This is a genomic window from Paenibacillus sp. Dod16, assembly GCF_049893405.1.
In the GTDB taxonomy this organism is placed as follows: domain Bacteria; phylum Bacillota; class Bacilli; order Paenibacillales; family Paenibacillaceae; genus Paenibacillus_AQ.
Genome location: NZ_JBNDYG010000028.1, coordinates 6,823 through 20,109 on the forward strand (window position 1 = coordinate 6,823; position 13,287 = coordinate 20,109).

Below are 13,287 nucleotides of genomic sequence, written 5' to 3' on the forward strand. Positions count from 1 at the left end.
GCTCCGCGTAGCGGACGATCAGCTTTTTTCCAAGATCGGCGTAGACCTGCTCTCCCGTACCGGCATAGACGGCGGCAGATTGCAGAACGTATCGGGCCATAGCCTGATGCTTGAATACCAGCCAAGCTCCCCTGTACGGTTCCCCCTCCACTTCGCAGCCATAGGGACAACGATACGAGCTGCAATCGGCTTCCAGCGGATCAAACATCAGTTCCGTATGATGTTCGGGACACACGTATTGGTGCCACCAGCCGCCGGGCTCGACAGGAACATCCAGCTTCCGTTCGATGACCTGGTCAAGCTCGGCCTTCAGGACATCGACTGTACGTTCGCTCCACGGATAGAATATCAACTTCGATTTGACCTTCATCCAATCCCTCATCGCATGAACATGCCGCCGTTAATTTCGATCGTCTCCCCCGTTAAATACGAGGACAGCTCCGAGACGAGGAACTGAACGGAGCCGGCGACATCGTCAGGGGTGCCCTCCCGTCCCAGCGGAATGCCCTTGATCGTTGCTTTTCGCGCTTCATCCGGGGTAAAGGTGGCGTGAAAGGCCGTCTGTCCGATAAAGCCCGGCGATACGGCATTCACGTTAATTCCGCTTGAAGCTAGCTCCTTCGCTAGTCCCTTGGTATAGCTCAGGACGGCCGCTTTGCTGGCAGCATAAATGCTTGCGCCGGGTCCGCCGCCGTTATGTGCCGCAACAGAGGTCATATTGACAATGCGACCTTGACCGGCGGCTTTCATGCCCGGAATGACGGCTTTGCTCATGAATACCGTGCTTTTCATATTCACATCCATGACCTTGTTGTAGAGCTCCTCGGTCATTTCCGCATTCGCCAGACGCTCAACCAAATGCCCCGCATTATTAACCAGGATCGTAACCGGTCCGCCAAATGCCTTCTCCACATCAGCTACAAGTGCCTCTGCCTGCTCCACATGCGTAACGTCTGCTCGAAATGCATACGCCTCGCCGCCAAAACTTCGAATCTCCGCCACGGCTTCTTCGGCGGCTTCCTTGCTGTTCAGATAGTTCAGCGCGACCTTGGCTCCGCTTCTTGCCAGCCTTAATGCTACCGCACGACCGATCCCTCCACTCGAACCTGTGACTAAAGCGATGTTACCCGATAAGTTAATATGCATATTAATCCCTCCTGATTAGGTTTGCAGCTGTTTCAGTCTGCTTTCTTGATCACGCACTCTTTCCATTCGCGGCATTGTCATGATGATTTTTGTGCCTTGATCCGGCGAACTATGAACTGTAATCCCATACTCTTCGCCGTAAACCATCTGAATTCGCCGATGGACATTAACGATACCGATTCCGCCCTTGCGCCGGACATGCATTCCGTCTTCATCGTCCACCAGACGGTTTTCCTCGAGCCTCTTACGCAGCTTAAGAAGCTTATGGTCCGCTATGCCTGCGCCGTTGTCCTCTACAATAACCAGCAAATTGTCCTGTTCTATTCTCGTGTCAATCCGAATGTAATGCCAAACTTCGATCCCTTCCGGAAAAGCATGCTGAAAAATATTCTCGACAATCGGCTGCAAGGAGAGCCTGACCATCTTCTCCAATAAGAGCTCGGGCGGCGTCGCCACCTCGATCTCGAAATCGCGCCCGATGCGATGCTTCAATATCATCATGTAATGCCGCACATGATTGAGCTCGTTGGCAATGGTGATCTCCTCCAGGTTCGTCTGGATGGAGTATCGAAGCATGAAAGCCATCGCCTCCACCATGTCCGAGATCTCGTCGGAATCCTGAACGATCGCATAACAATTGATCGTTTCCAGCGTGTTGTACAGAAAATGCGGATTGATCTGTAATTGGAGCGCCTGGAACTCTGCCCGCTGGCGCTCCAGCTGGATGTCCTGCAGCTCCAGCTGCGTTTTCTGATTGTGGAGCTCCGTGTCATAAACCTGCTCGATCATATCGGACAAACGGCTGACCATAAGATTGTAGCTATGGATCAAACCCCCGATCTCGTCCTCCCGCGGTTTCACGTCGGTGATATGCGTCCAGTTCCCCTTCTCCGTCTGCCTCATGCCGTTCTTCAGATTGCGGATCGGATTTACAATCGATTTGCCGAATCGATAGGCGAGAATGAGCGCAATGATCAGTGTAACGAAGCCTACGATAATCGTAGTGGACCGGATACCCGAAATCGGTGCCCGAAGCTCATCCAGCGGCATCATAATGACGAGGCTCCAGCCCGAATACTCCGACTGGCGCGTAATGATCATCGTTTTGTCGCCAAGCACCGGTTCTATGAATCGATGATCGCCTTTGGCGATAATACGATCCGGCAGGTTGGTCGAAGTAATCTCTTCCATATCCACGTGCTCAGGTGCATAGACAACTTCGCCTTCGCGATCCAGAATGAAGAAGAAGCCCTGCTCCCCAAGATCAACGCCGTTCCATAAACTCGACAGCTGGTCTTCATTGAACTCAACCGCCAGCACGCCTTTCACGTCGTACGAGTTCATTCCCCGGATTTTGCGCGCTACCGTAATGACATTGTCCCGATCCTTCTCCAGCAAGCTGGTCTTCAATATGACAATCTCCCCGTTCTCCGGCGTCTTCTCCGTGAGTTCGCGAAGGCGGCCTGACGGATCAATCGACATGGCGGAGAAGCTCTGATTCTGATCAAAAATCGCTCTGCCATGAAACCCGAGTATATACATCATGTGAGTCTGCGTCGGATATTGTATAAAGATCTTCTGAAAGACATCCTTGCGGATAAGATTGGTAAATCGGTAATGTTCATAGCTGTCGCTTGGGTCCATATCCAAAAAGCGTTTGACCGAATCCTGCAGCAAAATCGTACTGCTGATCCGCTCGAATATCTGCAGCTGGTTATCCGTTTGCCTTGCCGCGTTCGTGATGACGGTGGTCATATACTTCTCAACCTGTTCATCAATCGCTTCGGATGATTTGATATAGAAGAATACGCCAACCGTTGAGAGCGAGAACAAAATAACAATAAAGAAGTACAAGAAGATTTGACGAGACAGGCTCTTGCGCATCATTCGATCCCCAACAGCTCCCGATATTCGGAAGGGGTGTAACCGGTGACCTTCTTGAAGGTCTTTGTAAAATGGGGATGATCCGCGTACCCTACTTCGAACGAAATATCCGTAATTTTATAATGCGGAAGGGCGAGGAGCTTCTTCGCTTTCTCCATTCTTTTCTTGATTCGGTAGTGAACAAAGGTCTCATCCGTCATCTGTTTAAACAGCTGGCTGAAATATGACGGGTTGAGCCCAAGCATATCGGCAACCTCATCGAGTGAGAGATCACGGGACAAGTTACGCTCGATATAAGCCTTCGCTTCTTCTACAGGCTCTTTGGCATTTCCTTTCCGCTTGTCGCGTATGAGCTTCACCGTCTGATCCACGGCTTGACGAAATCTCTCGAAATAGTGATGGTTCCCTCCGGGCGCAGACCCCGTGATGCCTGTCATACGCTCGAACGAATACACATCCCGGCCGTTTAACTGCTTGATCAGTTTCGCATACAGTTCATCCAGCAGTTCCTGAAGCTGAATCGATTCAAGCCTGCGCTCGTTGCAGTAATCCTCGATTTCTTGCAGCTTGTGCTGGATATCGTTCATTTGTAAATGCCATACGGCCAGTTCCAGCTTCTCCAGCCAATCCTCCAGCTTGGAGAGCGGAAAATAGATCCGCTGCTTCTCTTGCATGGACTTTCGATCCGCCATCAATTTATTCATGGTGTTATGTACCACCGATTTGGTCACAGGCTTGAGCAGATACTCCTTAACTCCATACGACATGCATTTCTGGGCGTATTCGAAATCACCGTAACCGGAGATGACAACGACCGTGATATCGCCGTATGTTTCATAGAGCTGCTTGCTGAGCTCCAGGCCGTCCATCTTGGGCATTTTAATATCCGTAAAGATGAAATCCGGTCGCGTTGTCTGGATCGCTTCCAGTGCTTCCATGCCGTTGCCGGCCGTTGCCGCTTGAATCATGGCTGGATCCGTCTGCGTGATCAGTTTCGCCAAGCCCATCCTTATCATAGGTTCATCATCAACGACCAGAATGCGGTACATTACCCATTCCCCTTTCAAGACAGCGAGAGTAGTCTAGCTTTAGCAAGATACTCCTCTGCTTAGGCAAGCAGAGGAGTCATTCTTCAACACTATACTAAAACATGCTCTGCCTATTCGAAAGCGTTTTCTTTCTCGTTATATCGTTTCGTAGCCTCCTCAATAATCTCGTTGCCCCCTTTGGACAGATACTCCTCGAGCACCTTGCCGTAGTTATCAATAGGCTCCCTGCCGTATACCATGCGGAGCACATGCTCCAGAATCAGCGGCGGCAGTTCATCCGACTTCGGATTCAGCTCCGGATATTTCACCATCGCCTCCAGTCGCGGATCGAATTCAATGCCGCGGCGACCCTCGTTCGAAAGCATGTTATCAAAAGCATCAATCAGCTCTTTGCCGGAATCGGACAACTCGGATACGCGTTTGTTATAGGTTGTATCCTGCACCAGCCACAGCCAGTAGTTCAGATAACGCATCTTATCCGCACCTGCCGCGTCCGTCGGAACCTCGAAGACCGGCTTGCCGTCGGTTACCTGGTAATCCTCGCCTTCAATGCCGAAGCTGAAGAACAATTCCGCATCTTCGCTGACCATCCAGTTGAAGAACTTCACGATATCCTCGGCTTTATCCTTTGCCTTCGCATTGATGAAGAAGGAGCGCGTGACCGGATTGTAATGAGCATATCCCCCTTTGCCGTCAGGCCCTGCCGGCGAAGGAATCAACGCTACTGTCGCGTCCGGGACATTCTCCTCGTGACGATGGATTTGAAGTCCGCGCTTTCAATCGTCGCGAATTCCTTGCTGATCAATCCTTCCTCATGCATCGTCTTATAGATCTGAATAGCTTGCTTCATATTTTCTTCATCGAAGAAGGTTGGCTTTACTTTGCCGTCCGGGAACACCTTGAATTGGTTCAGGTAACCCAGCACGTCATAGGCACCGAAGAAGGTATCCGCGTATTTGAAATTCTGGCGTCCGGCATAAGGTTGCTCCACCCCGGCTTCTTTGAAGGCGCGCAGCACATCCATCGTCTCTTCCACCGTTGTCGGGATCTCCTTGCCTACTTTCTCCAGCAGGTCGGTCCGAATCCATGTGGCTCGTCTGGACGGATTGGACAAGATCTCGGGAATCCCGTAGATATTACCCGTCTTGGAATCCGTCATCCGCTTCCAGGCTTCCTCGGGTATAAACTTGAGCAGGTCCTGCCCATGCTCCTGCAGGAGGTCGTTCAGCGGGAGAAAGACTCCGTTCTCCACGGCACCCGCCAGCTCGGGACCGCTGATTCCGCCAGTACCCTGCACCACATCCGGAATGTCGTTTGTCGCAAACATTTGCACCATTTTATCCTGATATTCGTTATGCGGAATCAGGCGGATATCCAGATCCGTGTTCGTCATTTTCTCTAGCTCCAGCACGTACTTATCCTTGTTGATATCCGGATTCTTCTCGACGTAGGATACGTTAAGCGTCCGCATCGAAATGGAGAATTTCGTTGGCCCTGCTTCACTACCGCCTTGCCCGTTGCTGTCACCTCCGCCGGCATTGGCTCCCCCGCCTCCGCCATTATTGCCCGAACAGCCAACGAGCAGGGCCAGTACGAGACCTGACGTAAGCATACGTGTCCAACTTTTTCTCATGAATACCCCTCTTTTCAAGCTAATATAGTCGCTCATAATAGCGCTTTCAAACTTAATATCAGTATAGAGAGCCGTCTGGGCGGGAACAAGGAATGTCTTTGGCTCGGTTTGTCGTTTTTTTAGGATTACTCTTTGATCGATCCAATCATCATCCCATGAATGAATAAGCGCTGCAGAAACGGATACAAGAGAATGATGGGCACTGTGGCTACCAGAATAACCGCCATTTGTATGCCTTGTACGGACTGGGAACTTGCCTCAAATGCAAGGTTCCCCGTATCGGTCAGGCCCTCATTCACCAGAAGCTCCCTTAATTTGACCTGCAGCGGATACTTGGCGCGATCATTGATATAGTAGAGGGCGTCCATGTATTTGTTCCAATTGGTTACGGAGTAGAATATCCCTACTGTCGCCAGCGCCGGTTTGGATAACGGAAGCACGATGCTCCATAGCGTACGGACCTCGCTGCACCCGTCAATTCGGGACGAATCGATCAATTCGCTCGGAATTTGGGTGAAGAAGGTTCGAAGCACAAACAGATTGAATGCGCTGATCGCCGATGGCAGCATCAAAGACCATAGCGTGTTGACGAGATTCAGCTCGCGCATCAGAATGAATTGCGGGATCAGCGGTGCCGTGAAAATCATGGTCATCAGGATGATAATCATGATCGTTTTTCTGCCCACGTATTCAGGCCTGGAGAGCGGATATGCGAGCGATGCGGTTGCTGCCAGATTGATGAAGGTTCCGAATAGCGTAATATAGACGCTGATCCCGAATGCTCTCCAGATGGAGATATCGTTGAATACATGCTGGTAGTAGGCAAAGGTAAACTCCACCGGCCAGAACATCACTTCTCCGCGATCAATAGCACCCGGACTACTAAACGACTGAGCAATGACATTGAGAAAAGGGAGCAGCATGGTGAGTGCAAGAAAGGTAAGGATGATATAGTTCACTACAAGAAACAGTTTTCTGCCTGCACTGTCATATTTCACGTTGGTTGTCACTCCCCTCTAATACAGCGACTCGCCGGTCGCTTTCTTGCTGATGGTGTTTGCAATGGAAATCAGGAACAAGCCGACAACGGATTTGAACACCCCGATAGCGGTTGCATAGCTGTACTGGAGCTGCTGCAAACCGGCTTTGTAAATGTACGTGTCCAAGATTTCGCTGGACTGAATGTTGAGTGGGTTCTGAAATACGAATACGCGTTCAAACCCATAATCCATGAAGTCCCCGATCTTGAGCAGGAACAGGATCGTTATCACGGGAAGCAGCGCCGGCAGGGTAATGCTGAGCGTCTGGCGCCATCTCCCCGCTCCATCGATTTCGGAGGCTTCGTAGAGGTCAGGATTAATGCCTGCGAGTGCCGCCAGATAAATGATGGTCCCCCATCCGACATCTCTCCATAATCCGGAGCCCACCAATACCGTTCGAATGTAGGAATCTTCGCCAAGGAAATAGATCGGCTCGATGCCGAACCAGCCGAGCATAACGTTCACGATCCCTGACGATGGAGACAGGATCCCCACAAAGATACCGCTTACAATAACCCATGACAGAAAATGCGGCGCATAGAATATCGTCTGTACAATTTTCTTGTAAACGACCTGGCGCACCTCATTGAGTAATAAAGCCAAAACGATGGGGGCAGTAAAAGCAAACAGAATGTCATATGTACCCAGCAGAAGCGTATTCCGCAGAATTTTCAAAAAATCATAGTGCTGGAACATTCGTTGAAAGTGCTCAAGGCCCACCCAGGGACTTCCCGTCACGCCTGCAAACAGATTATAGTTCTGAAATGCGATCACAGAGCCCATTAACGGAACATACTTGAATAATCCGAAGAACAGCAGTCCCGGCAGCGATATGAAGTACAGCGCTCTGTATTTCCACATGAATCCGAGTAGTCTTCTGCGATTATCGATCTTTCCCTCCAGCTTTGGGCTAACTGCTGCTGCTTTGCTTGGCTCGGCCATCTGTCATCACCTCTTGTTTCTCAAATTGGCCGGTGCGTTGTCATCAATCGGAATTTCGTCAAACTGAATGCTGATAAATTCAGGCTCACGATCAATGATCCGGGACAACTCCCTAGTGAAAACATCAACGATTTCGTCTTTCTGCTGATCCGTGCGTCCTTCATACATTGTAATCGTAATTTGCGGCAACGGCTTTCGCCTCCTTAGGAATGATGATGTGATGAATATCCTTATCCTATAAGTTTCGCGGGCCGGGCAGCAATGGAACATGATCGGTTCCCTTGTGTTTTTTTTAGGTGCTTCGAGGCGCTTGTGTTTTTTTAAGATCGGCTTGTTATTTCAATAGTTCTTAAGCTGTATATGTAGAATTTCCCAGCAATCTATGGAACAATGGATCAAAGCAGTTGCGACAATGAGCCACACGATGACATCAGTCTTGGGAGGTTAGCGATGAACGAACAACAACAGGAAACGATATCGCCCTATTCGTTATTATGGGGGAAATTGGAAAAGAAACTGTCGCGAATGACCGGGCAGCTTCAAGGCAAAGTTCCTCATGCAACAAAGAACGGAATCTATGATTCCACCCGGATCGACTGGTGGACCTCCGGTTTTTGGCCGGGAATGCTCTGGATCATGTATGAGATGACCAAACAGCCGCAGTATAAGGAGTGGGCTTGGGAATGGGATATTCAGCTTGAACAAGCGCTTATCGGGGACAGTAATTTCCATCACGATGTCGGCTTTCAATTTCTGCCTACTGCCGTCATCAAATATAAGCTGACCGGCGATGCGGATGCCAGGCGGAGAGGATTGTTGGCCGCTACCCTGCTGGCAGGGAGGTATAACCCGGTCGGGAGATTCATACGTGCTTGGAATCAGGTGAAACCCGCTTCATGGAACCATGGGAATGAAGGCTGGTCCATTATCGACTCCACCATGAACCTCTCCCTCCTATTCTGGGCTTCCGAGGAGAGTGGTGACCCGAGATTCGCTCATATCGCCAGAGCCCAAGCGAATACGGTTGCCGAGTTTTTCATAAGACCGGACGGCTCCGTTCGGCACATCTGCCGATTTGATCCGTTAACGGGAGAATTTATCGAAGCGTTGGGAGGACAAGGCTATGGTCCGGAATCTGCTTGGAGCCGGGGAGCGGCCTGGGCATTGCATGGCATGGCTAACACCTATCGCTATACCCGCGATATTCAGTACCTTGAAGCCGCCAAGCGGGTTGCCCATTTCTTCATAGCTTCTCTTGAGGAGGATTCCATACCCCGCTGGGATTTCCGTGCGGAGCGCAAGGAGATGGAACCATCCGCTCATGAAGAGACGGAAGCATCCCCAAAGACTACCGAGCCCCGGGATACGTCTGCAGCATCCTGCGCCGCTTCCGGTCTACTTGAACTCGCGGACCTGGTGCCTATAACCGAAAGAACTCTGTACCGTGAAAGTGCCTTGCGTATCATCAACTCCTTAACGGCCCATTACGCCGAATGGGATGACCCCGCTTATGAAGGCATACTGAAGGAAGCCACGGGACATCTGCCTGCCGGACAAAATATAAACGTTTCGCTGATCTATGGAGATTACTATTATGTTGAGTCCGCTGCCAAGTTAATGGGATGGAAAAACCGGATCTTCTGATCCGGTTTTTTGCGTGTCATCCATCTACTCTTCTTTAGGTATCCGGATATAGAAGCAGCTGCCACCCGCATGCTTCCCTCCGCTCTCAGCCCATACCTGACCGCCATGTGCAGTTACCAGCTGCTTGACGATAGCAAGCCCCATACCGCTCCCGCCACTTGACCGATTCCTTGATTTATCGCCCCGATACAGCCTTTCGAAAATATACGGCAGATCGGAGGAAGAGATCCCCTGACCTGAATCCTGTATTCGAATCAGGGCATGTGCCCCTTCGTCCACGAGCTCGGCTTGTACCGTTCCTCCAGCTGGCGTGTAGTGCAAGGCATTGCTTAACATGTTGATCAGAACCTGGAGCATTCGGTCGGCATCCACCTTGGCTAGAATCGGCGAACCGCCGACATATTGCAGGTCCACCTTTTTTTCATAATACATTGCAGTCGCCAAGGTGATGGCCCTCTCCATAATATAGCCAAGATCCTGCTTGGATCGGGATAGCTGAAACTCGGGTGATTCCATGTCATGCAGATCTTCGAGCTCCGTTACAAGCTGAATCAATCGATCAATCTCTTCAAGGCACGTTTGAAACCGATCTGCGGTCGGCTCCCAGATCCCATCCTCAAGTGCACGGGTGTGACTCTTTAATGTGGTTAACGGCGTTCGCAATTCATGTGCGATATCTTGGGTCATATTCCTGCGCAGCAGCTCCTGCTTCTGTAACTGTACAGCCAGCTCGTTCAGCGAAGAACCAAGTCCCGCGATTTCATCGTACCCTTTGGTTGTCACACGGATGTCCCAATTCCCCCGCGTCATCATCTCAGCCGCTCGTTTCATCTGGACGAGGGGAGCCGATATTCTCTTCGCAATGTATATGCCGCTCACGGAAGCAATGGCAATCGATAGGAGACATGTCAATATGATGGATTGCATCTGCGCTTGCTCCAAATGATAATTCAGCTCAGCCATTCCATCATGCACGGATGATTGCTGCTGGAACATGGCGATATGATAATGGTTGGTCACAATATTGATCACGGTAAACATGATCAATATCCCTGCCGTGATACTGATGATGATAGCGGCAAGCCTCAGGTCCAGCCGATGCTTCAAACCCTATCACCTCCAAAGCGGTATCCGAATCCGTAAACGGTGATGATATATTGAGGCTGCCTAGGGTCGGATTCAATCTTTTGCCTCAGATTCTTGATATGCTGATCAATAATTCGGATGTCGCCGATAAAGTCATAGCCTAACACGCGATCAACCAGTTCTTCGCGCGAGAAATTGCGCTGGGGGTACTTGGCCAACAGAAGCAGCAATTTGTATTCGCTTGGCGTCAAGTTTACAACCTGTCCATGGCAGGTAACTTCGTGTTTCATCGAATGAATGGCCAGCGCGCCTTGGTGATACACAATTACGTCCGCCAAGAGCTTACTGTCATCTCCTCGTCTCAGAACGGCCTTGACTCTTGCTACAACTTCCCGAGGGTCGAACGGCTTCACGATATAATCATCGGCTCCGATGGCAAACCCGCCAATCCGGCTGCTCTGGGCCACCTTTGCCGTTAACATGATAATGGGTACCGGGCTGAACGTTCGAATCTCCTGGCATATCCGCTCGCCATCCATATCCGGGAGCATGAGGTCCAATATGACAAGATCCACGGATTGCTCTCGCAGGAAATCGAACGCTTCGGCACCGTTGGCCGCTTCCAGCGTCAGATAATGTTCTTTGTTCAGGTAGGATACAAGAACTTCTCGAATATTCGGTTCATCATCCACGATTAATATGGTCTTCATTCCGGTTTCTCCTTATGGTATCCTTCATCCGTACAAGTCAACTTTAACATAAGACCCTATTGTAACTGAAACTTATGAAGATTCGATGAGGATGAACCAAGAAGCCCCTAGCCCATGACATTCATAGGTGCAGCTGTTGTCTATAGCTCTGAAGCTCGTCATAACTTGGCCGCTTCGATTTGGGACTTCAAATAAGAGATGCTTTGCGGCACTTCACGTTCATGCAAGCCATGAAGAATCAGCGGTCCACTGAAATGGGAAGCGTGCAGGAGCTTCATGTATGCTTCGTAGTCCAGTTCACCGGTTCCGGCTGCCCTATACTGTAATCCTTCAATAGTCGAATAATCTTTGGCATGGGCTATAATGACATGTTCACTGAGCAGCAACAGCGCTTGTTCAATTACCTCTGTTAAAGGCATCCCTTCGTTCGGGTGGAACAAATTCGCTGCGTCCATAACTATCTTTAACCGGGGGGAATCCATCGTATCCAGCAGCCTTCTGGCTTTGACCGCATCGCTGATCACATTGGCGGGCTCAGGTTCGACAGCCAGCTCCAGCTCGTACTCGACTGCGATATTCACTAATTCACGCATGGTCGTAAGCAGGTCATCCCATGCTTCCGGTGAATTGTTGTCCGGATGTGCCCTCCACATATTGTCCTTATCCCTTGTGCCGGTACACAGGGTAATGACCGACGTTCCCATCGAATGGCACATGGCTGCCAAGTGGCGAAATCGTCGGATATCATCCCGCAATCTCTGACGGTCCGGGTGAATCATATTGAAGGTTCCGGATACTGCGGCTATATGTAGATGCCGTTTCTCACATTCTTCTCTTATATACACCGCGGTTTCCAGATCGATCTCGTGCGGCAGTGATGGGAGACCCGCGCAGGAAAGATTGAATTGAATGACACTCAGCCCGGTTGCTTTCACTGCGTCCAAATTCCCCTCCAGTGTCGGCCTCTCAAACGTCTTGGAGAAAATGCCAAGTCTCATGCTTCATACACCTCCCGTTACGTCAGCCAGCCTCACCGTATCCCCGCTTTCCACCGATCGTGCAATCGCCGCCATGGCACGCATAGCAGCCACTCCATCCTCCAGATTGGCCCCTCTCATGGCAACCTGATTCAAAACCGTATCCGCAAAGCCTTCAACCTGCAGCTTGAAGAAATGGGCATCTTCCCCGAGCGGTCGATGATAACAACCATCCCGTGCCGAGAAGACTTCTACGTCGCTGGACTTAAAAAGCCAAGGATTATAGGTCTTGCCAATAACGCTTCCGTGTTCGCCGTAGATCTGAAAGCCCTCATGCCAGTCCATCCGCACGGCAACCGTAAGATCCAGATGTCCTACAGCGCCCGAGGCATACTGCACCGTGACAAACCAGTTGTACGCTCCGAACTTCTGCGTGTTCCACGCCGTAACGCTTTCCATTTCACCGCCTAAAAAACGAGCCGTATCCACCAGATGACTGCCATGCGTCAGCATGAAGTAACGCAGCTTATCCAGCTTCGGATTACCTTCTGGCCTTAAAGCATTCGGACTAAGCTGCACCATCGGCTGCACGTTGTCGGTGACCGTATATCGGTAGGTTGAGTCGCAGTACCATGCTTTCAGCGCCAGCATCTCACCCATTTCTTGATCAATAAACTGCTTGGCATACGCGATGCCGGGATCAAAGCGCTTCATATTTCCGATTTGGACGATACATCCGGTAGCCCCGGCCTTCTGCTGCAATTCCTCACACTCTTCGACGCTGACGCCCAGAGGCTTTTCCACTAGGACATGCTTGCCTGCTGCAATGGCTTTAAGGGCAGCTTCCACATGAAATTGATCCGCGATGCCAATGATAACAGCCTCCACATCGGGATCGGCGAGCATTTTATCATAATCGCTGTAGATCTTGGCTGGCTGGTGGATTTCGGCCATGCGGCTCAGCAAATCCTCCGCGACATCACATATCGCATATAGCTTGGCATTGCGCGCTCTCCGGCAAGCCTCGAAATGTCCATTCTGCGATATGGGGCCACAGCCAAGAACCCCGATATTTAATTCCATCTTATCCATCATCAAATCAGCACCTCCTGTAATGGATGATTATAAGAATAACGTCTATCGACGTACTTTCTCAGAAGACAGACCGCGGTTATA

At 50.5% G+C, this 13,287-nt stretch carries 11 protein-coding genes and 2 pseudogenes; 1 reads left to right on the top strand and 12 read right to left on the bottom strand.

The genetic code is table 11. The features are described from left to right. From ACPV3A_RS19490 to ACPV3A_RS19525, 8 genes and pseudogenes are all read right to left on the bottom strand, one after another. Positions 1–370, bottom strand: a pseudogene (locus ACPV3A_RS19490) (heparinase II/III domain-containing protein); the annotation flags it as partial. An 8-nt stretch (positions 371–378) separates the two neighbouring features. Further along, a complete protein-coding gene (locus tag ACPV3A_RS19495) occupies positions 379–1,146 on the bottom strand; it encodes an SDR family NAD(P)-dependent oxidoreductase (protein ID WP_426200633.1) in 768 nt (255 codons plus the stop codon). Between the two features lie 15 nt (positions 1,147–1,161). Next, positions 1,162–3,033, bottom strand: coding sequence for a cache domain-containing sensor histidine kinase (locus tag ACPV3A_RS19500; RefSeq protein ID WP_426200634.1), 1,872 nt, complete (start codon positions 3,031–3,033; stop codon positions 1,162–1,164). Next, entirely contained in the window at positions 3,030–4,079 is a 1,050-nt protein-coding gene (locus ACPV3A_RS19505) for a response regulator (protein ID WP_426200635.1), read from the bottom strand. Before ACPV3A_RS19505 ends, ACPV3A_RS19500 begins: the two co-directional genes overlap by 4 nt. Positions 4,080–4,189: 110 nt before the next feature. Further along, positions 4,190–5,712 (bottom strand): annotated as a pseudogene (locus ACPV3A_RS19510) (extracellular solute-binding protein). Between the two features lie 125 nt (positions 5,713–5,837). Beyond that, positions 5,838–6,710, bottom strand: a complete 873-nt coding sequence (locus tag ACPV3A_RS19515) for a carbohydrate ABC transporter permease (protein ID WP_426200636.1) — start codon at positions 6,708–6,710, stop codon at positions 5,838–5,840. Between the two features lie 18 nt (positions 6,711–6,728). Next, entirely contained in the window at positions 6,729–7,694 is a 966-nt protein-coding gene (locus ACPV3A_RS19520; RefSeq protein WP_426200637.1) for an ABC transporter permease, read from the bottom strand. Between the two features lie 6 nt (positions 7,695–7,700). After that, positions 7,701–7,883 (bottom strand): tautomerase family protein, encoded by a 183-nt coding sequence (locus ACPV3A_RS19525; protein WP_216532209.1) that lies wholly within the window; start codon positions 7,881–7,883, stop codon positions 7,701–7,703. A gap of 261 nt (positions 7,884–8,144) precedes the next feature. Here ACPV3A_RS19525 and ACPV3A_RS19530 point away from each other — a divergent pair, with 261 nt between their 5' ends. Continuing rightward, entirely contained in the window at positions 8,145–9,338 is a 1,194-nt protein-coding gene (locus tag ACPV3A_RS19530; protein ID WP_426200638.1) for a glycoside hydrolase family 88 protein, read from the top strand. A gap of 24 nt (positions 9,339–9,362) precedes the next feature. Here ACPV3A_RS19530 and ACPV3A_RS19535 read toward each other — a convergent pair whose 3' ends face one another. From ACPV3A_RS19535 to ACPV3A_RS19550, 4 genes are all read right to left on the bottom strand, one after another. After that, a complete protein-coding gene (locus ACPV3A_RS19535; protein ID WP_426200639.1) occupies positions 9,363–10,445 on the bottom strand; it encodes a sensor histidine kinase in 1,083 nt (360 codons plus the stop codon). After that, entirely contained in the window at positions 10,442–11,134 is a 693-nt protein-coding gene (locus ACPV3A_RS19540; protein ID WP_426200640.1) for a response regulator transcription factor, read from the bottom strand. The genes ACPV3A_RS19535 and ACPV3A_RS19540 overlap by 4 nt, the downstream gene beginning before the upstream one ends. Positions 11,135–11,292: 158 nt before the next feature. Beyond that, complete coding sequence (locus ACPV3A_RS19545) at positions 11,293–12,132, bottom strand: sugar phosphate isomerase/epimerase family protein (RefSeq protein ID WP_426200641.1); 840 nt, start codon at positions 12,130–12,132, stop codon at positions 11,293–11,295. A gap of 3 nt (positions 12,133–12,135) precedes the next feature. Continuing rightward, positions 12,136–13,206 (bottom strand): Gfo/Idh/MocA family protein, encoded by a 1,071-nt coding sequence (locus ACPV3A_RS19550; RefSeq protein ID WP_426200642.1) that lies wholly within the window; start codon positions 13,204–13,206, stop codon positions 12,136–12,138. Between the last annotated feature and the right edge of the window lie 81 nt (positions 13,207–13,287).